This is a genomic window from Arthrobacter sp. SAFR-023, from assembly GCF_051965295.1.
Lineage (GTDB): Bacteria > Actinomycetota > Actinomycetes > Actinomycetales > Micrococcaceae > Arthrobacter.
Window position 1 is genome coordinate 1 of record NZ_JBQCMF010000025.1, and the last position, 24,457, is coordinate 24,457.

Annotated in this window: 18 protein-coding genes, 1 tRNA gene and 1 rRNA gene; 11 read left to right on the forward strand and 9 right to left on the reverse strand. The window is 66.7% G+C overall.

The window, feature by feature from the left end; all coding sequences use genetic code 11:
• The 3 genes from rrf to ACTHQX_RS20285 all read left to right on the forward strand — a co-directional run.
• Positions 1-76, forward strand: a 5S ribosomal RNA gene (gene rrf / locus ACTHQX_RS20275); the annotation flags it as partial.
• Positions 77-436: 360 nt separating this feature from the next.
• A complete protein-coding gene (locus tag ACTHQX_RS20280) occupies positions 437-1,000 on the forward strand; it encodes a LysE family translocator (protein WP_440159100.1) in 564 nt (187 codons plus the stop codon).
• 154 nt (positions 1,001-1,154) lie between these two features.
• Positions 1,155-1,643 carry a hypothetical protein gene (locus ACTHQX_RS20285; protein ID WP_440159069.1) on the forward strand — a complete coding sequence of 163 codons (489 nt, stop codon included), beginning with the start codon at positions 1,155-1,157 and terminating at the stop codon, positions 1,641-1,643.
• Between the two features lie 7 nt (positions 1,644-1,650).
• On the opposite strand, the gene ACTHQX_RS20290 is transcribed toward ACTHQX_RS20285, so the two are convergent.
• Complete coding sequence (locus ACTHQX_RS20290) at positions 1,651-2,664, reverse strand: LacI family DNA-binding transcriptional regulator (protein ID WP_440159070.1); 1,014 nt, start codon at positions 2,662-2,664, stop codon at positions 1,651-1,653.
• A 3-nt stretch (positions 2,665-2,667) separates the two neighbouring features.
• Positions 2,668-4,419: a glycoside hydrolase family 13 protein gene (locus ACTHQX_RS20295; RefSeq protein ID WP_440159071.1), complete on the reverse strand. Its 1,752-nt coding sequence runs from the start codon at positions 4,417-4,419 to the stop codon at positions 2,668-2,670.
• 222 nt (positions 4,420-4,641) lie between these two features.
• On the opposite strand from ACTHQX_RS20295, the gene ACTHQX_RS20300 reads away from it, so the two are divergent.
• Entirely contained in the window at positions 4,642-6,012 is a 1,371-nt protein-coding gene (locus ACTHQX_RS20300) for an FAD-binding oxidoreductase (RefSeq protein WP_440159072.1), read from the forward strand.
• Between the two features lie 28 nt (positions 6,013-6,040).
• Here the strand turns inward: ACTHQX_RS20300 and ACTHQX_RS20305 are convergent, their stop codons facing one another.
• The 5 genes from ACTHQX_RS20305 to ACTHQX_RS20325 all read right to left on the reverse strand — a co-directional run bounded on the left by ACTHQX_RS20305 (position 6,041) and on the right by ACTHQX_RS20325 (position 12,391).
• Complete coding sequence (locus ACTHQX_RS20305) at positions 6,041-7,252, reverse strand: amidohydrolase (RefSeq protein ID WP_440159073.1); 1,212 nt, start codon at positions 7,250-7,252, stop codon at positions 6,041-6,043.
• A gap of 9 nt (positions 7,253-7,261) precedes the next feature.
• Entirely contained in the window at positions 7,262-8,680 is a 1,419-nt protein-coding gene (locus ACTHQX_RS20310; RefSeq protein ID WP_440159074.1) for a DUF4032 domain-containing protein, read from the reverse strand.
• A 169-nt stretch (positions 8,681-8,849) separates the two neighbouring features.
• Positions 8,850-9,932 carry an ABC transporter ATP-binding protein gene (locus ACTHQX_RS20315; protein ID WP_236806882.1) on the reverse strand — a complete coding sequence of 361 codons (1,083 nt, stop codon included), beginning with the start codon at positions 9,930-9,932 and terminating at the stop codon, positions 8,850-8,852.
• Positions 9,933-10,161: 229 nt separating this feature from the next.
• The gene (gene otsB / locus ACTHQX_RS20320) at positions 10,162-10,989 is read right to left on the reverse strand and encodes a trehalose-phosphatase (protein WP_440159075.1); all 828 of its coding nucleotides are present in this window, start codon (positions 10,987-10,989) and stop codon (positions 10,162-10,164) included.
• Complete coding sequence (locus ACTHQX_RS20325) at positions 10,979-12,391, reverse strand: alpha,alpha-trehalose-phosphate synthase (UDP-forming) (RefSeq protein ID WP_236808957.1); 1,413 nt, start codon at positions 12,389-12,391, stop codon at positions 10,979-10,981. Before ACTHQX_RS20325 ends, otsB begins: the two co-directional genes overlap by 11 nt.
• A gap of 293 nt (positions 12,392-12,684) precedes the next feature.
• Here ACTHQX_RS20325 and ACTHQX_RS20330 point away from each other — a divergent pair, with 293 nt between their 5' ends.
• Both ACTHQX_RS20330 and ACTHQX_RS20335 read left to right on the forward strand, forming a co-directional pair.
• The gene (locus ACTHQX_RS20330) at positions 12,685-13,575 is read left to right on the forward strand and encodes a DsbA family protein (RefSeq protein ID WP_236806885.1); all 891 of its coding nucleotides are present in this window, start codon (positions 12,685-12,687) and stop codon (positions 13,573-13,575) included.
• A 162-nt stretch (positions 13,576-13,737) separates the two neighbouring features.
• Positions 13,738-13,814: transfer RNA gene (locus ACTHQX_RS20335), tRNA-Thr, on the forward strand.
• 62 nt (positions 13,815-13,876) lie between these two features.
• Here the strand turns inward: ACTHQX_RS20335 and ACTHQX_RS20340 are convergent.
• The gene (locus tag ACTHQX_RS20340; RefSeq protein WP_440159077.1) at positions 13,877-16,807 is read right to left on the reverse strand and encodes an FAD-binding and (Fe-S)-binding domain-containing protein; all 2,931 of its coding nucleotides are present in this window, start codon (positions 16,805-16,807) and stop codon (positions 13,877-13,879) included.
• A 229-nt stretch (positions 16,808-17,036) separates the two neighbouring features.
• On the opposite strand from ACTHQX_RS20340, the gene ACTHQX_RS20345 reads away from it, so the two are divergent.
• The 5 genes from ACTHQX_RS20345 (at position 17,037) to egtD (ending at position 22,938) form a co-directional block, all read left to right on the forward strand.
• Positions 17,037-18,365, forward strand: coding sequence for an MFS transporter (locus tag ACTHQX_RS20345; protein ID WP_236807107.1), 1,329 nt, complete (start codon positions 17,037-17,039; stop codon positions 18,363-18,365).
• Between the two features lie 181 nt (positions 18,366-18,546).
• Positions 18,547-19,848, forward strand: coding sequence for an ergothioneine biosynthesis glutamate--cysteine ligase EgtA (gene egtA / locus ACTHQX_RS20350; RefSeq protein WP_440159078.1), 1,302 nt, complete (start codon positions 18,547-18,549; stop codon positions 19,846-19,848).
• On the forward strand, positions 19,838-21,187 hold the full coding sequence (gene egtB, locus ACTHQX_RS20355) for an ergothioneine biosynthesis protein EgtB (RefSeq protein WP_440159079.1): 1,350 nt from the start codon (positions 19,838-19,840) through the stop codon (positions 21,185-21,187). The genes egtA and egtB overlap by 11 nt, the downstream gene beginning before the upstream one ends.
• Positions 21,188-21,190: 3 nt before the next feature.
• On the forward strand, positions 21,191-21,955 hold the full coding sequence (gene egtC / locus ACTHQX_RS20360; protein WP_440159080.1) for an ergothioneine biosynthesis protein EgtC: 765 nt from the start codon (positions 21,191-21,193) through the stop codon (positions 21,953-21,955).
• The gene (egtD, locus tag ACTHQX_RS20365) at positions 21,952-22,938 is read left to right on the forward strand and encodes an L-histidine N(alpha)-methyltransferase (protein ID WP_440159081.1); all 987 of its coding nucleotides are present in this window, start codon (positions 21,952-21,954) and stop codon (positions 22,936-22,938) included. The genes egtC and egtD overlap by 4 nt, the downstream gene beginning before the upstream one ends.
• A 42-nt stretch (positions 22,939-22,980) precedes the next feature.
• Here the strand turns inward: egtD and ACTHQX_RS20370 are convergent, their stop codons facing one another.
• Positions 22,981-24,162 (reverse strand): aminotransferase class V-fold PLP-dependent enzyme, encoded by a 1,182-nt coding sequence (locus ACTHQX_RS20370; RefSeq protein WP_440159082.1) that lies wholly within the window; start codon positions 24,160-24,162, stop codon positions 22,981-22,983.
• Between the last annotated feature and the right edge of the window lie 295 nt (positions 24,163-24,457).

A 24,457-nucleotide genomic window follows, 5' to 3' on the forward strand; every position in this document is an offset into this window, starting at 1 on the left:
GAACCCGGAAGCTAAGACCCACAGCGCCGATGGTACTGCACCCGGGAGGGTGTGGGAGAGTAGGTCACCGCCGGACACTATTTACGGCTCAGGCCCCGACAACGAAACGTCGGGGCCTGAGCCTTTTAACCCACATGTAATCCAACCCGGGGCCACCCACAAACCCGGGCCCTGGTTTCGACAGGCCCAACCAACGCCCCCGGGCGCGTCCTCACCTCCGGCAGGGTTTTCACCGACGCGGCCTCACCTCCTGCAGGGTTTTCACCGACGCGTCCTCACCTCCTGCAGGGTTTTCACCGACGCGTCCTCACCTCCCGCCGCTTTTCCCGGACGCTCGAGCATCAGGGATAATCGTCACCATGACCTTTGCTTCCCCGCTGCCTTCGCTGGACTGTGCCTCATTCTGTCCCTTACGCCCGGTCCCGATACGTTCTTGGTGCTGCGTATCGCGTTAAACCGGCCCAGCGCAGGGATTGCGGCCGCGGCGGGTTCGGCAGTTGCCGCTATCGGGTGGGCGGCCCTCGTCGGCTTGGGACTCGCAGCGATCCTGGAGCAGTCCGCCGAGGTGTTCCGCTGGCTCAAGATCGCGGGGGGCCTCTATCTGCTTTACCTCGGCATTTCCTCGTTCCTGAAGACGCGGAAGGCTGCTAGGGACGGCATGGAGAGCGGTAAAGAAGGAGGCGCGCTCCGGTACAGCAACCTGGCCGGCCTCGGCGCGGGGGCGCTGTCCACTCTGCTCAACCCCAAAGTTGGCCTCTTCTACCTGGCCGTCGTCCCGCAGTTCATCCCTCAGGGCGGCGACACCATGGGCACCGCGATGATCCTTGGCTCAGTGGAGGCGGTCATCGCATTCGCCTACCTGGCCGTCGTCGCGCTTATCGCTTACAAAGCGATGGGCTGGTTGCGACGCCCAAAGGTGAGCACCGGCGTCGAACGCGTCAGCAGCGGCATCATCGCCGCGTTGGGCGCCGGTGTTATCGCGTCCGGCGCGAGCAGCTAGCCCCGCTACAGTAACGCGGTCCTCGAGCAGTCCGGCTTAGGCGACGGGATGTGAGGAAGGGTCCACGTTGAAGCGACGGGATGTGAGGAAGGGCCCACGTTGAAGCGACGGGATGTGAGGAAGCGTCGGGGGAGGCCCGGTAGAGTTGGTAGCCATGGAAAATCTCTTCAGCCACGCCGCCGGCAACGAAGCGCCCGAGCCCGTAGATAACCTGGACCCGGTCATCTGCACCGTGGTGGTCCCCGGGCCTGTGTCCCGCGCCTTTATGGGGTTCACCGACCACACTCATCTCTGGTGGCCGCTGGAGACCAACAGTGTGTATGGTCCGGGCTCGTACGTGGAGTTCGAGGAGAACCTGATTCTCGAAAGCTCCGATGACGGCCGGGGCGCCACCTGGGGAACCATTGACGACTGGCAGCCTCCGCTGTCATTCCACGCATCCTGGTATCCCGGCAGTACCGCGCTGTGGTCAACCGAGCTGCGCGTCGTGTTCCGCGGCGTTGAGGAAGGCGCCGAGGTGCGCGTAGTCCATGACGGTTGGGAAGGGGCCGAGGATCCGGCCGGCACCCGTGCCGCCTGGGAGAAGGACTGGCCGGAAGTTTTGAACCGCTTCGCAAGGTTCATGGGCAGCGCTGCACAGTAGCGGCAACCTACGCCGGGGGCACTGCCGTGCTCCGGCGAACCACAAACCGCGTCGGGTATTCGGTGTCCAGGACGGCCCGGTCCGTTCCGCCGTCGAACCCTTCTAGCAGCAAGCGCACAGCCAAGGCTCCCTGGCCGCGCGGATCCTGATCGATCGTGGTCAGGCCGAATAGTTCCCCCAGTTCGTGCCCGTCCATGCCGAGTACCGACAGGTCCTCCGGCACCCTGAGCCCAAAATCCCTGGCCGCCAGTATGGTGCCGATCGCCATCTCATCTGAGGCTGCAAAGACGGCGGTGGGCCGTTCCGAGGTTCGCCCCAGCAGGTCCCGTGCCACGGCGTAGGCACCCTCGACGGTGAAGTCAGCCCGGACTACCCACGACGGCCGCACGGGAAGTCCTGCAGCCGTCATCGCCTTCTCATAGCCTGCACGCCGGGTGCGCGGGATCTTGAAGTCCTGCTCGTACACCGAATCGCCCGTAATGTGTGCGATCCGGCTGTGGCCGAGCCGGATCAGGTGGTTGACGGCAGTTTCCGCCAGGCCGTGGTCGTCTATTCGGACGGTGGAGGCTCCCGGCAACGCTCCGCCGATGCCCACGAGGGGCCGCTGGATGGCCAGCATCTGGCCGATCTCGTCCTCCGTCAGCGCCAGTGCCACCGCGATGACCGCATCCACGCGTTTCCGCAGCAGGAAGTCCTGGAGAATGCTCCGGCGCCGGACGGTCCCCTCCGTGATGTTGTAGAGCGTCAGGTCATAGCCGGCGTCGAGGAGAGCTGCTGAGACGCCCTCCACCACCGAGGCGAAGTACCAGCGGCGGACGGTGGGGACCACAAGGCCGATATTCCGGGTGCGGCCGGAGGCGAGGCTGGATGCCTGGTAGGAGGGCACGAAGCCGAGCTCGGCCGCAGCTGCCCGGGCACGCTCGCGGCTCGCCGGCGACACGTGCCCCCTGCCGCTCAAGGCTCGCGAAACGGTGGCGATGGAAAGCCCGGCCCGTTCCGCAACGTCCTTGATGCCGGCCATGTCTCAGCCCTTCATGCCCTCTGCAGAGATCCGCAGCCAGACGGCTTCCCCCGGGCCCAGGCCAAACTGCTGATCTTCGTCGCCAGGGCCCAAGTGCGACGAGCTGCGGAGCACAACCTCGCCGGCGGGCAGTTCCAGGGGATCTGGACCGATGTTCATGACCACCAGAATGTCCCCGTTGAGGAATGCCAGGGACGACGCGGTGCACCATTCCTCCGCCCAGGCGAGCGAACCCCGCCCAAGGTCCAGTTCCCGCCGGACATTGAGCATGCGCCGGTACAGGTTTAAGTGCGACGACGGGTCCCCGGCTTGGGCGTCCCGCGCCAGTTTCGCGAAGCTCTCCGGCTGCGGGAGCCAGGGCTCGTCGCCATCGCCGAAGCCGCTGTGGCGTTCGGATGCCTTCCACGGCAGCGGGACCCGGCATCCATCGCGTCCCAGCCGGGCGCCGCCGGTGCGCGCAAATGTTGGGTCCTGCCGCTGGCGGTCCGGGATGTCGATGCCGTCGGGCAGGCCAAGCTCTTCGCCCTGGTACAGGTAGGCGCCGCCGGGGAGGCCCAGCATGAACAGCGACGCCGCCGCGGCCCGGGTCCGGCCCAGCTCCTCGTCCGGCTGGGGGTCCTTGGGGCCGATGCCGTCGCCGTCCCGCGGCCCAGACCAGTCGTACCCGAAGCGGGTGGCGTGCCGGACGACGTCGTGATTGGACAGCACCCAGGTGCTGGGGGCACCGACGGCATCCAGGGACGTCAGGGACTCGGTAACGATGTGGCGCAGGCGGGGGAGGTCCAGCCCTGCGTGGAGGTAGGGGAAGTTGAAGGCCTGGTGCATTTCGTCGGGCCGTACCCAGTGGGCCAGCCGCGGCAGGGGGTCCACGTTGGCTTCCGCGCAGAGAATGCGGTCGGGACCATACTCCTCGAGAATCCTGCGCCACGCACGGTAGATGTCGTGCAGTGCCGGCTGGCCGAACATCGGCGCCTCGTGTCCGGGGAACCCGTCGGAGCTGCTGCCGTCCGCGCGCCCGCCCCAGGCGGGAAGGCCCGGGGCCTTGACCAGGGCGTGCGCGACGTCCACGCGGAACCCGGAGACGCCCCGGTCCAGCCAGAAGCGCAGGATGCGCTCGAACTCGTCATGCACGGCCTGGTTGTCCCAGTTGAAGTCCGGCTGCGATGAATCGAAGAGGTGCAGGTACCACTGGCCGGGCGTGCCGTCAGGTTCGGTGATGCGGGTCCAGGCGGAGCCGCCGAAGTGCGATTCCCAGTTATTGGGTGGTTCGTTTTCCTCGGTGCCCCGGCCGTCCCGGAAGATGAACATGTCCCGTTCGGGGCTGCCCGGGCCGGCGGCCAGTGCGGCTTGGAAATCGCGGTGCTGGTTTGAGCAGTGGTTAGGAACCAAGTCCACGATGACGCGCAGGCCCAGGCGGTTCGCCTCAGCCACCATGCCGTCGAAGTCGCCGAGCGTGCCGAAGATCGGGTCGACGTCGCAGTAGTCGCTGACGTCGTATCCGGCGTCGCGCTGCGGCGAGCGGTAGAAGGGTGAGAGCCAGACGGCGTCCACGTTGAGCTCGGCAAGCTGCGGCATCTCGGCGGTGATCCCAGCGAGGTCACCGATGCCGTCGCCGTTCATGTCCCGGAAGGAGCGTGGGTACACCTGGTAAATGACGGCTGATCGCCACCAGCCGTGGGCGTTGTCCGGGGCGTGGATGGGCGTCAGGGCGCCGGCCAGAGGCGACGCCGAGTGCAGAAACGAGTCAACAGACATTGGCCAATCCTAAGGGTGGGAGGGCCATTAATGAAAGCGCTTACACCACTCGAACGATTGATAATTGAGTCACAGCACGCGGCAACGTGGTCACGTCAAGAGACTGAATTGGAAACGCTTCCAGCTGTTGGTGCGACAGCACAGGCTTCGATCGAGCCAAGGGGCGAGGGGTGTGGTCCACGTGACATCTAGACTGGAGCAAAGTGATTGGACGGGAGACCCATGGGCAGCATCGCCGACGAACTGACATCAATCCTGGGGCCGCAGAAGGTCCTCCGGGACGGCGCCGCACTCGCGGTTTACGCGGTGGACCAGGCCCCCGTGGTGGACTACCGGCTGCCCGCCGCCGTGGTTCTGGCGGAGTCCGTCGACGACGTCCAGGCCACCGTCAAGGCTTGTGCTGCCCGGAATGTGCCGCTGGTGGCCCGCGGTGCCGGGACCGGAGTCTCGGGCGGCGCCCATGCCAGCGAGGGGTGCGTTGTCCTTGGCCTGGAACGGATGAACCGCATTCTGGAGCTCAACGCGGACGACGAGACCGCCGTCGTCGAACCCGGCGTCATCAACGCCGACCTGAACGACGCCGCCGCGGCGCACGGGCTTATGTTCGCTCCGGACCCCGCGAGTTTCAGGATTTCCACCATCGGCGGGAACGTGGCCACCAACGCCGGCGGCCTGCGGTGTGCCAAATACGGCGTGACCCGGGATTCGGTGCTGGCCCTGGACGTGGTCCTCGCGGACGGCTCGCTGCTGCACACCGGGCACCAGACCTTCAAGGGCGTGGCTGGCTACGACCTGACCGGGCTGTTCGTGGGATCGGAGGGCACGCTGGGAATCGTGGTGGGTGCGACCGTCCGGCTCAAGTACCTGCCCCGGGAGGTACACACCATCGCCGCGTTTTACCCCGACTTCCGGCAGGCGGCGGCCGGCGTGCTCGCTGTCGGCAAGGCCCGCGTGCAGCCGGCCCTCATGGAACTGCTCGACGGCGGATCGCTGGCCCAGCTGGACGAGCTGCACGGCTCCGATCTCGCGGCCCGGGGAGCTTCGCTGCTCCTGGTCCAGACGGACGGCTTCGGGGCGGCGGCTGAGGCCGACGTCGTGCGTGAAGTGCTGGCGGCCGGCGGCGCGGTGGTGACCACCGAGGCCAGCGCCGAGGCGGAACAGCTGGTGGAACTGCGGCGCAACAGCAGGGGCGTCGAGGTGGATGACGAGTACCGCGTGGGTGAGGACGTTGCCGTGCCGCGTTCCCGGCTGGTGGACTACGTGGCGGCGCTTGAGGCGCTCGCCGAGGCCCACGATGTCAGGCTGAAGGTGGTGGCCCACGCGGGGGACGGGAACCTGCACCCCACGTTCTGGATTGACCGCGTGAACGACGAGGTGGACGCCGGCGCCATGCTTCGCCTGAACACGGCACTCGACGCGTCCATTGTTGCGGCCCTGGAAATGGGCGGGACTATCACCGGCGAGCACGGCGTGGGGCAGTACAAGCTGCGCTGGCTGGGCCTCGAGCAGCCGGAGCCGCTCCGTGAGCTGCAGCGCCGTATCAAGAACCTCTTCGACCCCGCCGGCATCCTGAACCCGGGCAAGGCGATCTAACGGAGGGCGGCCAGGGCCCCCGGCAGACCTAGACCAGTTCCAGGCCGTCGGCCACAACCCTGCCGCGGTGGATCACGGTGCGGTCGGTGCCCCGGTCCATGACCGCGGAGGCCACCGTTTCGCCGTCCAGCAGCACCAGCTCGGCCGGGTCGCCAGCCTCAAGGCCCGGGCGGTGCGCCGTGCCATTGAGCCGGGTTGCCGACGGGTCCAGGACGCTGGCGCCGCCGACCGTGGCGATGGCAAGGCAGTGCCCGATCAGTTCGTCCCGGCGGAAGCCGTGCGTGAAGGCCAGCTGCCAGGCGCGGTCCAGCATGTCCGTGTTTCCGTACGGGGACCAGTAGTAACGCTGGCCGTCCTCGCCAAGGCCCACACGGACACCCGCCTCCGCCAGCAACGGGAGGGGGAGCTGGCCGGATGCTGCCGGTGCAACCGAGGCCATGGAGATGTCCAGTTCGGCGAACTCATCGATCAGCCGGCGGGTGGTGGCCTCGGAGACGCTGCCCAGCTGGTAGGCGTGGGACATGGTCACCTTGCCCTGCATGCCCAGCGCGCGGGTGCGTTCAAGCACCAGGTCGGTGCTAAAAACACCCAGTTCGCCGGGCTCGTGCAGGTGGATGTCGATGGGGACCTGGTACTTCTCGGCCAACCCGAAAACGATGTCGAGGTGCCGGGCGGGGTCGCGGTCCAGACTGCAGGGATCGATGCCGCCCATGACGTTTGCGCCGGCCTTCAGCGCCTCTTCCATCAGCGGGACGGTGCCCTCCTCCCGCAGAAGGCCGGCCTGCGGGAAGGCGATGATTTCGACGTCGGCCCGGTCCCTGAACTGGTCCCTGGCGGCGGCGACGGCGTCGAAACGCTCCAGCCGGCAGTCCACATCGACCTGGGCGTAGGAACGGACCCGGGTGGTGCCCCGCGCGATCATTCGGCCGAGGGTGTTGTTGACGCGCTCCTGCAGCGGGACTTCGGCGTTGCGCCAGTTCAGCCGGTCGTTCATCATCATGGTCCACACGCCCGGCCCGCCCGTGTGTTCGCGGAACGGCAGCCCGATGCGGGTGGAGTCCAGATGGACGTGGACGTCGGAGAAGGACGGCACCAGCAGCCGGCCGCGGCCTTCGACGACGGTAGTCGCCGCCGGTCTCGCCGCGCGGTGCGGTTCGACGGCTGAGATCCTGCCGTCTGCAATGAGGACATCGCTCAGCGACTGTCCCCACGGCCGGACGGCACGGATCAGGGTGGTCAACGCAGCACCTCAGTCGTCGGCGTCGGGATAGTCGTCCTCGGTCTCATCGTCCCCGTACCGGGATTCCTCGGTTTCCACCGCGAGGATCTTCAGCAGCTCCGTGTCCGGGTTGAGCATGATGGCGGCTTCGTCGCGGCGGTGGCGCAGGATGGAGTCGATGTAGGACTGGACGGCCTCGGCCAGCGGGATGTGCCGTTCCTGCTTCTCGGACATGTACCAGCGGTGCTCCAGCACCTCGTGTACGGCTTCGGCGGGTTCGAGCTTGCCGGAGAGGTCGCGGGGGATGGACCGGACGATCGGCTCGAAGATCTGGCTGACCCACAGGTGCGCGCTGTATTCCTCGTCCATCTCCGGGTTGTTGTCGGCCCGGAAGGTGTCCATGTCGTTGAGCAGGCGGCGGGCCTGGTTCTCCTGGGCGTCGAGTCCGGTCAGGCGCAGCAGGCGGCGCATGTGGTGGCCGGCGTCGACCACCTTCGGCTGCAGCTGGATGGTGGAGCCGTTCTGGGTGGTCTTGATCGCGTACTCTTCGACGTCGAAGCCGAGCTCGTTGAGCCGGCGGATGCGGGCGCCGACGCGCCAGCGCTCGCCCAGTTCGAAGGATTCCTTGGCCGTCAGCTCGGTCCAGAGGCGACGGTAGCTTTCCATGATGAGTTCACTGGTGGCCACCGGGTCCACCTTCTCCTCGATCAGGCCGCCGTCGAGGAGGTCCATGAGTTCGCCGGCGATGTTGACGCGGGCGATCTCCAGGTCGTACTCGCGCTGGCCGGTGGAGAGGTCCGGGTACAGTTCGCCGGTTTCGGCGTCCACCAGGTAGGCGGCGAAGGCTCCTGCGTCCCGGCGGAACAGGGTGTTGGAGAGCGAGACGTCGCCCCAGTAGAAGCCAATGAGGTGCAGCCGGACCATGAGCAGCGCCTGGGCGTCGATGAGCCGGGTGAGCGTGTCCTTGCGCAGCATCTGCGAGAAGAGCGCCCGGTACGGCATGGAGAACTTGAGGTGCCGGGTCACGAGGACCGGGTTCAGGGGACGGCCGTCGGGGGTAGTGCGGCCGGTGATGACGGCGACGGGTTCCACGCAGGGTACGTCGAGGCGCGCGAGCTTGCGGAGCATGTGGTACTCGTGGCGGGCCACGTGCTCGGACGTTTCCTTGATGGCGATGACTGAGCCGCCGAGGTGGGCGAACCGCACGATGTGCCGCGAGATACCGCGGGGGAGCGCGGCGAGGTTTTCCGCCGGCCAGTCCTCGAGCGCTATGTGCCACGGCAGGTCCAGGAGCTCGGGGTCGGCGGCGGCCGCCGTGATGTTGAGGTTGCTGGCGACCGAGGCTGCCTTGTCGTCGTTGGCGCTGGCCGCTTCGAACCGCGGCAGTTTGCCGATCTGCCCGTAGTCGGTGGGTTCATCGTGCCACTGCGCGTTGTGTTCCTCGGTCATGGCTCAATTCTTCCGTATTTTGCAGGGGGTGCCTAAAAGGGGACAGCGGTTAAAGCCCGACGGCGGCCCTCCGGTTTAGGGGAGGACCGCCGTCGTTTGCGCTGGGCCCACGCCGGCAGGGTTCCCTGGCCGAAGCGGAGCGAGGTTAGGGTGCCGGTGGGGAGGACTGTTAGTCGCCCAGGCGCTCGCCGGTCTTGGTGTCGAACAGGTGCACGTGGCCGGACTGCGGACGGACCCAGAGGGACTCGCCCTTCATCGGCGGGCGGCGGCCGTCGACGCGGGCCACGATGTCGTGGGTCTTGCCGTCCAGCGTGGTGTGGCCGTAGACGTAGGCGTCGGCACCGAGTTCTTCGACGACGTCGACCTCTACCTGGATGCCTTCGCCCTGTGCTGCGGTCTCGAGGTCCTCGGGCCGGCTGCCCAGGGTAACCGTCTGGCCGTGAGCCTCTTCAAGGACGTTGCGCGGCACGGGGTAGACGGTGCCGCCGAACTGGACGCCGCCGTCTACCACGGGAAGTTCCAGCAGGTTCATGGCGGGGGAGCCGATGAAGCCTGCTACGAAGACGTTCTTGGGGCGGTCGTACAGGTTGCGCGGGGTGTCCACCTGCATCAGCAGGCCGTCCTTGAGCACCGCAACGCGGTCGCCCATGGTCATGGCCTCGACCTGGTCGTGGGTCACGTAAACGGTGGTGACGCCCAGGCGACGGGTGAGGGAAGCGATCTGGGTGCGCGTCTGGACGCGGAGCTTGGCGTCCAGGTTGGAGAGCGGCTCGTCCATGAGGAAGACCTGCGGGTTACGCACAATGGCGCGGCCCATGGCGACACGCTGGCGCTGACCGCCGGAGAGTGCCTTCGGCTTGCGGTCGAGGTACTGCTCAAGGTCCAGGAGCTTGGCGGCTTCACGGACGCGCTCGGCGCGCTCTTCCTTGCTGACACCGGCGATCTTGAGGGCGAAGCCCATGTTGTCCGCCACGGTCATGTGCGGGTACAGCGCGTAGTTCTGGAAAACCATCGCGATGTCGCGGTCCTTCGGCGGAACGTCGGTGACGTCGCGGTCGCCAATGAGAATCCGGCCGGCGTTGACGTCCTCGAGGCCTGCGAGCATGCGCAGGGAGGTGGACTTACCGCAACCGGAGGGTCCAACGAGGACCAGGAATTCGCCGTCGGCGATTTCGATGTTGAGCTTGTCAACAGCGGGCTTTTCGGTGCCCGGGTACAGACGCGTAGCGTTGTCAAAAGTAACTGTTGCCACAGTTATCAATCCCTTCACCGGCAGGTACGTGCCGGACGATCCGTAGTGAATGGTTCATGTAATTCAGTTATGCCCTACATGGTGACTCCCCGGCCCAGGCCGAGGAGCATCGAGTGACGCCGCACGGTTCTGTGCGCCACATCACAAAGAAGAGTATGTCAGATTTATCGTGAATCGGACAAAATGTTACGGACGTCACAGATGGGATGCGTCACAGGACTCCTGCACGCTACGCGGGAGCGACGGCTTTGCGGCGTTCCCGCAGCAGCGCTTCGAGGAGCTCGGCGATGTGCACCGGCGCCTCCACCCGGAACTGCGCCTGGGTGAAGTCGAGGCCCACCTTCACGCCGACGTCGTGCTGCCCGAGGCGGGCCAGGGCATCCTCGTCGGTGGTGTCGTCGCCAGCGAAGAGCACGCCCGTGGCGCCGGTGGCCTGGCGCAGGAAGTCAACGCCCTCACCCTTGGACGCGTGCACCACGGATGTCTCAAGGACGCGCTTGCCGTTCTTGAGGTAGACGCCCGTCCGGTCCTGGAGCGCGGCGCGGGCCGCTGCCACGGCGTCCTCCGCGACGTCGTCCGCGGCCAGCCGGGTGTGCAGCACAACGCCGGCCGGCTTTTCCTCCAGGACGGTCCCGGGGGCCAGTTGCACGATTTCGGTCAGGATGCCCCGGACTTCGTCCAGGAGCGACAGTTGCTCCGGGTCGAGGGTCAGCGGCACCGACCCCGGACCCAGCCACGCCTCGGCGCCGTGGCTGCCGATCAGCAGGGTCTCCTCCGGCGGGGAGGCGACCGCGCGCAGACTGTCCAGTGCCCTCCCGGAGATGAGTGCCGTCGTCGTACGCGGTAAAGCGGTTAATTCGGCGAAGGCGGCAGCCGAGCGGGGAAGCGGACGCGCGTCCCCGGCGTGGTCCACGATGGGGGAGATGGTGCCGTCGAAGTCCATGGCGACCAGCAGGTGGTCCGTGCCGGCGATGCGCCGCACCGCCTCCAGCAGTTCGGGGGACAGTGCCAGCCGGGTGCGGCCGGCCTCGCCGGTGTGATCAGCCTCAGGAGTCATCGCGGACCACCTTCTCGTTGAGGGCCTTCAGGAAGTCGGCGGACCAGTGGTCGACGTCGTGGTCGAGGATCTGCTTGCGCATGGAGCGCATGCGGCGGGCCGCTTCCTTGGGGGGCATGTTGACGGCCCGCATTACGGCGTCCTTGAGGCCGTCGATATCGTGCGGGTTCATCAGCAGTGCCTGCTTTAGCTGGTCCGCGGCGCCGGCGAATTCGCTGAGCACCAGGGCGCCGTCGTTGCTGGTGCGTGCCGTGACGTACTCCTTGGCCACGAGGTTCATGCCGTCGCGCAGTGCCGTGACCAGCATGACGTCCGCCGCCAGGTAGAGCGCCACCATCTCCTCCACCGGGTAGCTGTGGTGCAGGTAGCGGACGGCCGTGTTTTCGATGGTGTCGTAGGTGCCGTTGATGTGGCCCACGGTACCCTCGACCTCTTCGCGCAGGAGCCGGTACTGCTCCACGCGCTCCCGGCTGGGGCTGGCAACCTGGATCAGCGTCGCGTCGCCCACGTTGAGCTTGCCCTCGTTCAGGAGCTCCTCGTAGGCCTTGAGCCGGTGGCCGATGCCCTTCGTGTAGTCCAGCCGGTCCACGCCCAGCAGGATGGTCTTCGGGTTGCCGAGGTCCTGCCGGATCTGGCGGGAGCGTTCAATGATCTCGGGCTTCTGCGCCAGTTCGGTGATGTGCTGGACGTCGATGGAAATGGGGAAGGCCTGGGCGCGGGCGATATGGGTGTGCGCGCCGTCGGCGTCTTTCACGTGGACCTGCTGCTGCTTGACGCTGGCGCCCAGGAAGCGGCGGGCTGACCGCATGAAGTTGCCGGCGTCGCTGCTGCGCTGGAAGCCCACCAGGTCGGCTCCCAACAGGCCGTCGATGATGGCCTGGCGCCAGGGGAGCTGCGCGAAGATCTCCGGCGGAGGGAACGGGATGTGGTTGAAGAATCCGATCCTCAGGTCCGGCCGCGCTTGGCGCAGCATCCGCGGCACCAGCTGGAGCTGGTAGTCCTGCACCCATACAGTTGCGCCCTCATCGGCGGTACGGACGACGGCGTCGGCGAACCTTTTGTTCACCGTGCGGTAGGCGTCCCACCAGGTTCTGTGGAACTCCGGCGGCGCGATGACATCGTGGTACAGGGGCCACAGCGTCGCGTTGGAAAAGCCTTCGTAATACAGCTCAACGTCATCGCTGCTGAGCTGGACCGGGACAAGGTCCATGCCCCCGTGGCTGAACGGCTCGACTGTCTCGTCCGCGGCACCGTGCCAGCCCACCCAGGCTCCGTCCGTCCTGGTCATCATCGGAGCAAGGGCGGTGACCAGGCCGCCGGGAGAGCGCCGCCAGCCGGAGCCGTCATCTCCCGGCTCGCCGGGGGCGCAGCGGTCCACCGGCAGGCGGTTGGAGACCACCATGAAGTCGTACTTGGTGGCATCCTTCGGACCGTCCTTGGCGGGGTCCGAGCTGCTGCCGGGCACGGCCGCGCTTTCCGTTTTTGTGTCGGATATGTCGCTTACAGCTCCGTGCATTGGGGCTCCCTGAGGTTGCTTGTGGCTCTCATTAACCCTATCGGGCCGGAATCTTCCGGGCCATTCGTCCGTTGGTCAGGCTGAACGAAATACTTGAAAGCGCAAGCTCCGGGTTCTCCCCTAAACTGGGGGAGTTGGCCCCGGGTGGTCCGCATCTGTCCGTACGACACGAGGAACTAATGAGCCCCGCAAACGAACCCCGCCAGTCCAAAGCACAACGCACGGCTGACGCCCGCGAGAAAGCCCGCGAAATCCGCGAGGCGCAGCTTAAGAAGGACAAGCGGAACAAACTGCTCATTGGCTGGGGCATCGTGGTCGCCGTCGTGGCCATCCTTGCCGTCGTCGCGCTTGTGGTGACCAGCAGCCTCAAGAACAACGCCCCGGTGGCGGACCAGGGCCCCACCCCGGCCAACGGAAACGTCCATGGCGGTGTCACGCTGCTCAAGGGCACCGAAGTGGCTAAGTCGGACGCCGCGACCGTGAACGTGGCAGACATTCCGTCGCCTGCGGCCTCGGCACCCGCCACCGTTACGGCGCCGGGTGCGGAGGCCGAAAAGGGCAAGCCCGTGAAGGTTGTCCTCTACATCGACTTCATTTGCCCCGTCTGCAAGAACTTCGAAGCGACGTACAACGAGACCCTGACGAAGCTCCGCGACGAAGGCAAGATCACCGTGGAGTACCGGGCCCTGGGCTTCCTGGACACCCGCTCCACCACCAACTACTCCTCCCGTGCAGCCAACGCCGCCGCCTGCGTGGTGAACGAATCCCCGGAGAAGTACTCGGCATTTGTGGACACACTGTTCGCCAACCAGCCGGCCGAAGGCGGCGCCGGGCTCTCCGACGACGAACTGAAGAAGCTGGCCACGGACGTCGGCGCCAAGAGCATCGACTCCTGCGTCGAGAACAAGACGTACCGTCCGTGGGTCAAGTACACCACGCAGGAGGCCGCGGCCATTGGCGTGAGCGGTACACCGACGGTCCTCGTGGACGGCAAGCAGTGGGGCAAGGGCGACAGTGCCCAGACTGAATTCCCCGCTTTCGTCGAGGCGGCCATTAAGGCCAAGGCCTAGAGGTTCTTCATGGGCAGTGGCCCGGCGTTCGGATTTTCCGGACGCCGGGCCACTGTTCTGTTTAACTGGGTGTCTGTTGTTGCCGGGCGTCCGTTTTTACGGGCGGGCGGTCCTTGGGCTAACCTTATCTAGCGCCGTCTCGGCGCCTGCCCTTACGGGTGCGCCTCCTTAGCTCAGTTGGCCAGAGCACCGCTCTTGTAAAGCGGGGGTCGTCGGTTCGAATCCGACAGGGGGCTCCATTTTTCCTTTGACCTCAGATCGGCCCGGGCCTGCTCCGTTCTGCCGACAGCCATCCAAGCCGTCAATTGTCCCTACTTGCGCTGCCTTTCCGAGCATCAGCGGCTTGGGGGTCGAGGAGTTCGGCGAGGTGCAGGCTCTTGCGTTCCGGGTCCAGCTGCTTGATTTGCATGGCGCAGCTGAAGCCGTCGGCGAGGACCGGTGTGTCTGCCGCCGTTTTGGTAAGGGCGGGTGCGAGGGCCTGTTCGGCGACCTTCATGGAGATGTCGTAATGGTTGGCCTCGAACCCGAAGTTACCTGCGACGCCGCAGCAGCCGGTTGCTTCCTTGACATCGGCCACGCCCAGGGCCGCCAGTGCCTTGCGCTGCACGGTGGCGCCGAAGGTTGAGTATTCGTGGCAGTGCGTCTGGACAGTCACGGCCTGGGGGACGGCGGGCGGCTGCCACCCGCCGTCGACCCAGCCCTTGACGGCCTCGGCGAAGCTTTGGATGCGGTGCGAGACCCGCTTGGCGGCGTCGGTGCCAAGCAATTCGGGGGCGTCCTTTTTCAGCGCGGCGGCGCAGCTGGGTTCGATGACGACGATCGGCGCATCGGTGCCGTCGTCGAGCTTTGCCACGGCCTTGGCCATCATCTTCTTGGCGATGCCCAACTGGCCGGTGGAGATCCAGGTCAGGCCGCAGCAGGCATCGGCTTCGCAGCCGACCTGCCTTCCGGTGCCTTCGATGACGCGGGCGGCTGCCCCCGCCACCTCCGGCCGGAAGCCCTTGGTGAACGAGTCGACGAAGAGGACCGTGTCGGCCGTCCCGTTGTTCGTGCCGAACGGTTCGAGGGCGTCGCGGAGCATCTTGTGGGACGCGAACCGCGGCATGGAACGCTTGGTGGTGAGGCCTCCCGCGGAGGCAACAACCTTACCGAGCGGGCTACCCATGACGGCGTTCACGAGCGGGCTGATGAGCGTGGTGATTTTCAGCCAGCGCGGCAGCCAGCCGAGGGAGAAGTGCGACACGGGCCGCATCTTGCCCTTGTAGTAGTGCGAGAAGAACTCGGACTTGTAGGTGGCCATGTCCACCCCGGCGGGGCAGTCATTCGAGCACGCCTTGCAGGCCAGGCACAGGTCCAGGACCTCGCGGACGTCCTCGGATTTCCAGCCGTCGTCGATGCTGCGGGCACCCCGGACCATGTCCTGCAGGACGCGGGAGCGGCCGCGGGTGGAGTCCTTTTCGTCCCCTGTCGCCCGGTAGCTGGGGCACATGACGCCTCCGGCGTCGGAGCGGCACCGGCCGACGCCGATGCACGCCTGAACTGCGTGCACCCACTTGTCGGCTCCGGCGGCTGCTGCCTTGACGGGGCGGAGTTCGAAGTGGGTTCGCCACTCGCGCTCCGGGATGCCGTCCAGTGCAAGGTTGGAGTCGATCGGGTCCGCGTCGGTGATGGATCCGGGGTTGAGGATCCCGGCCGGGTCCCACAGGCTGCGATAGGTTTCGAACGCGGCGATCATCGCGGGGGAGTACATCACGGGAAGAAACTCTGACCGGGCACGGCCGTCGCCGTGTTCACCGGAAAGGGAGCCGCCGTGGCGTACCACGAGTTCGGCGGCAGCCTGGGTGAACTTTCGGAACACGCTGCGGCCTTGCTCGCTGCGCAGGTTGTAGGTGATCCGGATGTGCATGCACCCGGCGCCGAAGTGCCCGTACATGATCCCGGTCAGGCCGTAGTCCGCCAGGAGGTCCCGGAAGCCGGCCAGGTAGGCGGCCAGGTTCTGCGGGGCGACGGCGGAGTCCTCCCACCCTGGCTGGGATTCCCCGCCGCTGGCGGGCCGGGAGGACAGGCCGGCGCCGTCTTCGCGGACCCGCCAGAGAGTGGCGCGTTCGGTGGTGTCGGGGACGGCGCGGCCGTCGACGAGGCGGCCGTTGGCGGCCAGCCGCTCCAGCAGCCGGCTGGCTTCCTGTGCGACATCGTGGGGGTTGTCCCCGTCCAGGTCGACGTAGAGGTAGGCCTTGCCTTCGGGAAGGCCGAGGACGGAGTCGGAGCCGCGGCGCAGCCGCATGGTGTCGACGATGGCTTCATCGACGCCTTCGACGGCTGCCGGGGAGAATTCGAGGATCGTCTCGATGTCTTTGGCGGCATCCACGACGTCGGCGTAGCCCAGGCACACGAGGAGCGCGCTGGGGGCTTTGGGGACCAGTTTCATGCGGGCCCGGACCACTACGGCGCAGGTGCCTTCGGTGCCGACGAGTGCCCGGGCGACGTTGAATCCGTGTTCGGGCAGGAGGTTGGCCAGGGGGTAGCCCGAGACCTGGCGCTGGATGCGGCCAAGCTCGACGCGGAACGCCGCGAGGTTGTCCTGGGCCAGCTGCTTGAGGTCTTCAGCGAGCTGGAAGGCGACCGAGACGGAATAGGCATCGGCCGGATACGTTGCCCGCAGTCCCGTGGCAGTGGCGGTGAGCCGGGCGCCGCCGGACGTGACGACGTCGAGCTCCACCACATGGTCCGAGGTCCGGCCGTAGCGGACCGAGTGATTGCCGCACGCGTCGTTACCAATGGAACCGCCAACGGTGGCGCGGTTCTTCGACGACGGGTCAGGGGCGAACGTCAGACTCCCGCCCGTCGCCTTCTCAGCCTCCTGGGTAAGGGTGGCCAGTACGACGCCGGGTTCAACGTCCGCTGTTCCGGCTCGTTCGTCGATGCTGATGATCCGGTTCATGTGCCGCGAGAAGTCCAGCACGAGGCCCGGACCGATGGCGTTCCCGGCCATCGACGTCCCCCCGCCCCGGCTGACCAGCGGCGTTCCGGTTTCCCGGCACGCCGCCACGACGGCGACGACGTCTTCAACACTGCCCGGGAAAACGACAGCAAGCGGCGGCACACGGTAGTTGGACGCGTCGTAGGAGTACTCTGCCAACCGGCGGCCCGAGACGTCAACGGGCACGCCCGCGGCCTTGAGCCGAGCCAGGATCGGTGCACGTTCCGGGGCGGCGTGAATATCGTGGGTCATGACCTACCTTAACCTCCAGCGTGCAGCAGATGCCGCGGCCGGGCTATCGGTAAGTCAGGTAAAGCTATTGCATTAATCATACAATGATGTATTTTTAGTGTGCGACCCGGGGCACGTTCAGCTTCCCGGCCGTAGCGCCCCCCACGGCGACCCGGACGGCGCAACTGCCGCCATCAGACCAAAACCACTCTTTCCTCCCCAACCTGCAGGAGTGACGACGATGTCATCCATGAAGAATCCAACAGCCCAACGGGGCCCGGCCTCAGTAGCAAGCAAACGACGCTTCCTCATCAGGATGGTCACGGTCCTGATTGGCGGGATGTTCCTCGACGGCTACGTCCTGGGCATCATCGGACCGGTGAGCGGGACGATGGCCAAGGACCTGCAGCTCACGGTGGTGTGGCAGGGACTTATTGCCGCCGCCGCCCTGATCGGCATCCTTATCGGTTCGCCTTTGGGCGGCTGGGTGTCCGACAGGTGGGGCCGCAAGCCGATCTTCATGTTCGACATCGGCCTGTTCGCGGTTGCATCGGGGATGCAGTTCTTCATCGACTCGCCGGCTTGGCTGCTGGTGGTGCGGCTGCTGATGGGCATCGCGATCGGCACCGAGTACGCTGTCGGCTGGCCCCTGATGGCCGAGTTCTCGCCCACGCACCTGCGGGGCCGGCTGATGGGTGCCATGGGCATCGCCTGGTATGCCGGGTTCATGATCGCGTTCCTGATCGGCCATCTGTTGAACGAGTACACGGATCTCAGCTGGCACTTCATCCTGGGAACGAGCACCTTCATTGCGGTGGCCCTGTTCCTGGCCCGGCTCGGCATGCCGGAGTCGCCGCGCTGGCTCTGGAGCGTTGGCCGCAAGGATGAAGCCCGTGCGCTCGCCTACAAGTACATGCCGGAGGACGCGCTTGACGACGTCCAGCACGAGGACGTCCGCAAGGGCAGCTTTAGGATGCTGTTCTCCAGGGAATACTGGCGCTCGACGCTCTTCATCTCCGGGTTCTGGTTCTGTGCCGTAACTCCGTACTTTGCGATCGCCACCTTCGCCGACAGCGTCCTGGACCAGTATGGCCTCGCCGGGGGCCTCGCCGGCGGCGTCGGGCTCTCCGCCGTCGCCCTGGCCGGGGTGGTCATCACGTTCCTGCTGATCGACAAGGCCGGACGCCGGGTCCTGACCGTTCCAACCCAGTGGCTGTGCGCCGTCGTCCTCGCGGTCATCGGCCTGTGGGCCGGAGCGCCGGCACCCGTCGTGCTCGTCCTGTTCCTGGTCTTCTCGTTCTTCAATGCCGGCTACAACACGTTGACGAACGTCTACCCGGGAGAAGTTCTCCCGACCGAGATCAGGGGGATCGGGACGGGTTTCGCCGCCGCTGTCAGCCGGATCGGGGCCGGCATCGGAACGTTCCTGATGCCGCTGTCGATGGAGAACCTCGGGCCCGGTCCCACCATGCTGATCGCCGCCTTCGTGGCCCTGGCCGGAGCCGCGCTGTCCCAGTGGCTCGCCCCGGAGACCAAGGGCAAATCGCTCACCGAAGCAGCCGCCGGGTACGCACACTAACGACGGCGGTACCCCTGAGGCGCCACCCGCCGTCGTTCTGATGGGGTCAGCCGACATGCCGTGGGCGGGCATTCATCTACTTCGCCGTAGCACTTTTGCGCGCGCGCATAAACCGTTGACAAGGCCGGAAGGGGGCTGTTTAGCTTGCCGCCAGAAGACACCGACGTCGAAGGAGTGACACGTGACCTCCGCTTTGCAGGCCGGGCGCGACATCCGCCCCCTTTCCGAGTCCGACGCCGAAGTGTATGTGGCCTCCGTGTGCTTCAAGACCGGACCGCCGGGTGCTGCCGGGGTGGAGGTCGAACGGCTGGTCCACGACCTCGTTGATCCACAGGCCCCGGTTACGGTTGCGCGTGTGCGCCAGGCCATGGCGCCCTTGGCGGGGGCGCTGCCCGGCGGGGGAACGATCACCTTCGAACCCGGCGGCCAGCTGGAGGTGAGCTCCGGCTGCGCCCCCGGCCTTCCCGCCCTCATCGCCGCGACGCGGAAAGACCTTGCAGCCGTTGAGACCCGTCTTTCGGACGCTGGCCTGTTCTGCGGTCCGGTCGCTTTGGATGCTGGACGCCCGGCGGTGCGGTCACTGGAGCATCCGCGCTACGCCTCCATGGAGCGGCACTTCGACGGCTTCGGTCCCGCCGGACGAACGATGATGTGCTCCACCGCTTCACTTCAGATTTCACTGGAAGCCGGATTCGACAGCCCCGGATCCACCGGCGCGGCGCAACGTTGGGCACGTTTGCATCATCTCCTCCCCGTCCTCATCGCCATGTTTGCCAACTCGCCCTTCCTGCACGGCGTCCCCAACGGATGGCACAGCAACCGTCAGCGCACCTGGCTGGACATCGACCCGACCCGGACCGCCGCCGTCACCGCCGTCCCCGGTTCGGAGGATCCCCGATCCGCGTGGGCGCGCTACGCGCTCGACGCGCTGGTCCTCTGCATCCCGTCACAGGGGCGTTGCTGGGATCCGCCGCCGGGGCTGACGATGCGGGACTGGTTGCGCGGGAGCGGGCCCAGGCCTGCAACACTGAGCGATCTGCAATACCACCTCACAACGCTTTTTCCGCCCGTCCGTCCACGTGGATTCATGGAACTCCGGGTGATCGATGCACAGGCTGGCGATGACTGGGAGCCCGTCACAGCGATAGTCACCGCGCTCATGGACGACGAACACGCTGCCGACCTCGCCGCAGAAGCCTGCGCACCCCTTGCTTCGCTGCCCGACCCGATGAGAACTGCCGCCCGCGAGGGGCTGGCGAATTGTGCTCTCGCCGTGGCCGCCCGGTTGTGCGCCGAGGCGGCGCTCAACGCGCTGCCGCGCATGCGGGCGGACGCCACCACCCGGAGCCGGACCGAAGACTTCATCGAGCGCAATACGGCGCTGGGCCGGAGCCCAGCCCAGGAGCGGCTGGACCTGTGGCACAGAACCGGCAGCTGGTTTGGCGAAGCGGAACCGAGGGAGGCTTACGTTGATGCCAGATGACCTTCCCGGGGCCCCTGCCGACCCCGAAACCCTCAGGACGTTCATCGCCGAAGGGCTGGAACGTGCCCGGAACCGCACCCATGCCCTGACCGACTGCGACGACGAAGATCTGCTCAGGCAGCACTCGCCGCTGATGTCACCGCTGGTGTGGGACCTGGCGCATGTAGGAAGCCAGGAGGAGATCTGGCTGGTACGCGATGTGGGGAAGATGGAACCGCTGCGGTGCGATATCGACCAGATGTACGACGCGTTCCAGCATTCCCGCAGCAGCCGGCCCTCGCTGCCGCTGCTTTCACCGGCGGAGTCCCGCAGGTACATCGCCCAGGTCCGGGACAAGGCGCTCGACATCCTGGAGCGGACGCCGTTGGAGGGCGCACCTCTTGTGCACCGGGGCTTCGCGTTCGGAATGATCATCCAGCACGAGCAGCAGCACGACGAAACGATGCTCGCCACGCACCAGCTCCGGGCCGGCGCACCGGTCCTCCACGGCCAGCCACTGGAGGCCGGCATCCGTCCCACGGACCTGCAGGCTTTGGCCAAGGAGGTGCTGGTCCCTTCGGGGGAGTTCACCATGGGGACGTCGGTAGAACCGTGGGCGCTGGATAACGAACGTCCGGCCCATACCGTGAATGTGCCTGCCTACTGGATTGATACCGTTCCGGTGACCAACGGCGCTTACCGGCACTTCATCGAGGACGGTGGCTACCGGAACTCCCGCTGGTGGAGCAAGGACGGCTGGAAGCACTGCATTGAAGCCGGTTTGGTGGCTCCCAAGTACTGGGAACGCGACGGCGACGGGTGGTGCAGGACCAGGTTCGGCGTCGTGGAACGCGTTCCGGACGATGAGCCGGTGCAGCACGTGAGCTGGTTCGAAGCCGACGCGTACGCGCGCTGGGCCGGGCGCCGGCTCCCGACCGAAGCAGAATGGGAAAAAGCGGCGCGCTATGATCCCCGGTCAGGGCGGTCCCGGCGCTACCCCTGGGGTGACGACGATCCTGCACCCCATCACGCCAACCTTGGCGGGGCGGCGCTCCGGCCGGCCCCGGCCGGGTCCTTTCCCGCGGGAGCCTCGCCGCTGGGGGTGCGGCAGCTCATTGGTGACGTCTGGGAATGGGTGTCCAGCGACTTCCGCCCGTATCCGGGATTCACCGCATTCCCTTATCCGGAATACAGCGAGGTGTTCTTCGGGTCCGACTACAAGGTGCTCCGGGGCGGGTCGTGGGCCGCGGATCCTGCCGCCTGCAGGGGCACCTTCCGGAACTGGGACTACCCGATCCGCCGGCAGATCTTTACCGGATTCCGCACGGCGCGCGACGCGTCACCGACGGAGGAACAGTAGCCCATGTGCCGTCATCTCGCCTACATCGGGGAACCGATGCCGCTGGCCGAACTCCTGCTCGTCCCAAGCCATGGGCTCTTGGCGCAGTCATGGGCGCCCCGCCGCCAGCGGTACGGAACAATCAACGCCGACGGTTTCGGCGTCGGATGGTACGCCCCGGGCGATCCCGTGCCCGCCCGCTACCGCCGTTCCGTCCCGATCTGGGCGGACAGGTCCTTTGCCGACGTTGCCCGGGTCACCTCGAGCCGGGCGGTACTGGCGGCCGTCAGGTCAGCAACACCGGGGATGACCCCGGACGAGTCAGCGGCTGCACCGTATTCGCACGGACCCTGGCTGTTCAGCCACAACGGCCGGGTGGAGAACTGGCCTCATGCGCTGGAAGAACTGGCCGCTTCACTCCCGCCCTCCCGCCTGCTGGCCCTTGAGGCGCAGGTCGATTCAGCGTTCCTGTGGGCCCTTGTTCTGGACCGGCTCGCCGCGGGCGCCGCCGCGGGTGAGGCACTGATCCAGGTGGTGAACGCTGTCTCCTCCGTCGCCGGCGGCAGGTTCAACTTTCTGCTCACCGACGGCACCGCCATCGCGGCTACAGCCGCCGGCGACAGTCTATTTTGGCGGGCCGGCCCCGGAGGCGTGGTCGTCGCCAGCGAGCCTTCCGATGAGGGCCCGGGGTGGCAGGAGGTCCCGGACAACTCACTCCTGACCGCCGCCCCTGGCCACATCGAAGTTCGTCCCATTCCGACTCTCACGAAGGAACACGCAGCCACATGAGCCTCGACGCCGACCGCAGCGACATCGTCCACCACCTGCCCCCGGACCACCTGGAGCGAACCCTGCGCGCCGATGTGTGTGCCGGGCTCGGCTCGTCTCCCAAAACGCTGCCGCCCAAGTGGTTCTACGACAAACTCGGCAGCGCATTGTTCGAGCGCATCACGGACCTGCCGGAGTACTATCCGACACGGGCTGAACGTGAAGTGCTGGAGCTCTTCGCCGCCGAGATGGCGGCCGCGAGCCCGGCGGAAACGCTGATCGAACTCGGCTCCGGATCGTCCAGGAAAACCCCGCTGCTGCTGGATGCGCTGCGGATGGCGGGACCTCTTCGCCGCTACGTCGCGGTCGACGTCAGCGACAGTGCACTGCTGGATGCGCGCAACGAGCTGGCGCCCGCCTTCCCCGACCTTCGGCTGGAGGCAGTGGCAGCGGACTTCGAAACCCAGCTGCACGTGCTCCCGCAGAACGGGCGCCGCATGGTGGCGTTTTTGGGCGGCACCATCGGCAATTTTGAGCCGGCGGCCAGGGCACGCTTTCTCGTGGGGATCCGCGAGCTGCTCGGCGAAGAGGGCGGTTCGCTGCTTCTTGGTACGGACCTGGTGAAGTCACCGCACATCCTTGTTCCGGCATATGCCGACGCCGAGGGGGTCACCGCCGAGTTCAACCGGAACGTGCTCCGCGTCCTCAATGCCCAGCTGGGTGCCGATTTCGAAGTGATGGCGTTTGATCATGTCGCCGTCTGGATGCCCGACGAAGAATGGATTGAAATGCGGCTGCGGGCGACGAAACCGATGCTCGTGCGTTTGCCGGGTGTGGGCCTGGATGTCAGGTTCGACGAAGGCGAGGAACTTCGCACCGAGATTTCCGCGAAGTTCCGGCTCGAGGGAGTGGCCACCGAGCTCGAAGCAGCCGGTTTTTCCATCGCAGGGCAATGGACCGACAGCCAGAACCGCTACGCCATGACGCTCGCGGAAGCCGTCTAGGCTGTCCTGCTGCGCGCACACGCCGCGGCGGAACAGGCCCGGTCACCGAAGGACGTCAACCAGCCGCAGGACCTCGTCTTCGGTGTTGTAGTAGTGCACTGATGCGCGCACCACCGTTTCCGGCACGTGCCGGCTCCTGGTAAGGATGGATTGGACCTCGCCTGAGGGCCGCGGAGCCACCGAGACATTGATCCGGTGGTCCGCCAACCGTGCCCTGATGTTTCCCGCCTCCCTTCCCTTCACGGAGAATGTCACGATGCCGCAGCGGGTGATGCCGTGGTCGTGGACAGTCACCGCCGGAGCCGCCGCCAGCTTTGTCCGCAGTTGCTCCGCCAGCGAGCCCACGCGCTGCTGCACAGCGTCCAGGCCCAGGTCCAGGGCATAATCAACGGCCCGGCCCAGGCCCAGCCTTCCGGCGATGCTGGCCTCCCAGCTCTCAAAACGCCGGGCATCGCCGCGAACTTCGAGCCCCTCGGCCCCGGAGGAATAGGCAGACAGCCCGTCCAGGGCGAGCGGGTCAAACCTCCCCAGAACCGAGGCACGCACATAGAGGAAAGCCGTGCCACGCGGTCCCCGGAGGAACTTCCGCCCTGTTCCAGCCAATACATCACAGCCCAGAGACTCCACGTCCAGCGGCATCTGGCCCACCGACTGGCAGGCGTCGAGCACAAACAACACCCCGGCAGCACGGCAGCGCCTGCCCACCTCCGCTGCCGGATTGACCAGGCCGTCCGCCATGGGCACATGCGTCAAAGCGACCATGGCCACGTTTCCGCGCTCAAGCTCCCGCTGAAGATGTTCCACATCGACCTGACCGTAAGGGTCGTCGTCGAGAACCACAATCTGCAGGTCACGTCGGCGCGCGAGTTGCCGCAACGCGATGACGTTCCCCGCATACTCCGAGCGGGCTATCAGGAGCCGTGAGGCGGCGACAAAGGGAAAGCTGTGCATCGCCACAGCCCACGCCCGGCTGCCGCTTTCGGCAAGGGCGATCTCGTCCGGCCGTGCCCCGATTAGCCGCGCCACAGAGGAATAGACATCTTGCAGCCGGCCGGCCGCCTCCTCCGCCGCTTCATAGCCGCCGATTTCCTCCTCACGGCGCAAATGCGCCACCACGGTCTCCGCCACGGGGCGGGGGACGAGCGAGCTTCCCGCATTGTTCAGGTGGGCCACGTTCAGGACCCCACGGGTCTGCTCGCGCACCGCGCGCACATCAATTGCCATGAGTCACATCCTGCCCCAAACGGGTAAGGCGATCGAGGGGGCTCTTCCACGGCCCGCGGGCCGAAACGTAAGGAGTTTTTGTCCACGTACCGCGGCTTACGAGGAGTTTACGGGCCATTATCTGGACAAAACTCGGGAGAGATGAGGAAAGTACGACGCCGGCCGGTCACCTCGTGAGGTGACCCGCCGGGGCGATGTGGTGAGGTCCGTCCGATCTGCCGCGGTGGCGGTGCCCCGTCCGGCACTCCGTAGCACTTCCGCACCTCCGCACCTTCGCAAAAAAAGCTATTGCATT

Excerpts from the sequence above, each read along its gene's own strand:
- ACTHQX_RS20285 (WP_440159069.1), top strand. The coding sequence starts at position 1,155 with ATGGAAAATCTCTTCAGCCACGCCGCCGGCAACGAAGCGCCCGAGCCC.
- ACTHQX_RS20290 (WP_440159070.1), bottom strand. The coding sequence starts at position 2,664 with ATGGCCGGCATCAAGGACGTTGCGGAACGGGCCGGGCTTTCCATCGCC.
- ACTHQX_RS20295 (WP_440159071.1), bottom strand. The coding sequence starts at position 4,419 with ATGTCTGTTGACTCGTTTCTGCACTCGGCGTCGCCTCTGGCCGGCGCC.
- ACTHQX_RS20300 (WP_440159072.1), top strand. The coding sequence starts at position 4,642 with ATGGGCAGCATCGCCGACGAACTGACATCAATCCTGGGGCCGCAGAAG.
- ACTHQX_RS20310 (WP_440159074.1), bottom strand. The coding sequence starts at position 8,680 with ATGACCGAGGAACACAACGCGCAGTGGCACGATGAACCCACCGACTAC.
- otsB (WP_440159075.1), bottom strand. The coding sequence starts at position 10,989 with ATGACTCCTGAGGCTGATCACACCGGCGAGGCCGGCCGCACCCGGCTG.
- ACTHQX_RS20325 (WP_236808957.1), bottom strand. The coding sequence starts at position 12,391 with ATGGTGGTCTCCAACCGCCTGCCGGTGGACCGCTGCGCCCCCGGCGAG.
- ACTHQX_RS20330 (WP_236806885.1), top strand. The coding sequence starts at position 12,685 with ATGAGCCCCGCAAACGAACCCCGCCAGTCCAAAGCACAACGCACGGCT.
- ACTHQX_RS20340 (WP_440159077.1), bottom strand. The coding sequence starts at position 16,807 with ATGACCCACGATATTCACGCCGCCCCGGAACGTGCACCGATCCTGGCT.
- ACTHQX_RS20345 (WP_236807107.1), top strand. The coding sequence starts at position 17,037 with ATGAAGAATCCAACAGCCCAACGGGGCCCGGCCTCAGTAGCAAGCAAA.
- egtB (WP_440159079.1), top strand. The coding sequence starts at position 19,838 with ATGCCAGATGACCTTCCCGGGGCCCCTGCCGACCCCGAAACCCTCAGG.
- egtC (WP_440159080.1), top strand. The coding sequence starts at position 21,191 with ATGTGCCGTCATCTCGCCTACATCGGGGAACCGATGCCGCTGGCCGAA.
- egtD (WP_440159081.1), top strand. The coding sequence starts at position 21,952 with ATGAGCCTCGACGCCGACCGCAGCGACATCGTCCACCACCTGCCCCCG.
- ACTHQX_RS20370 (WP_440159082.1), bottom strand. The coding sequence starts at position 24,162 with ATGGCAATTGATGTGCGCGCGGTGCGCGAGCAGACCCGTGGGGTCCTG.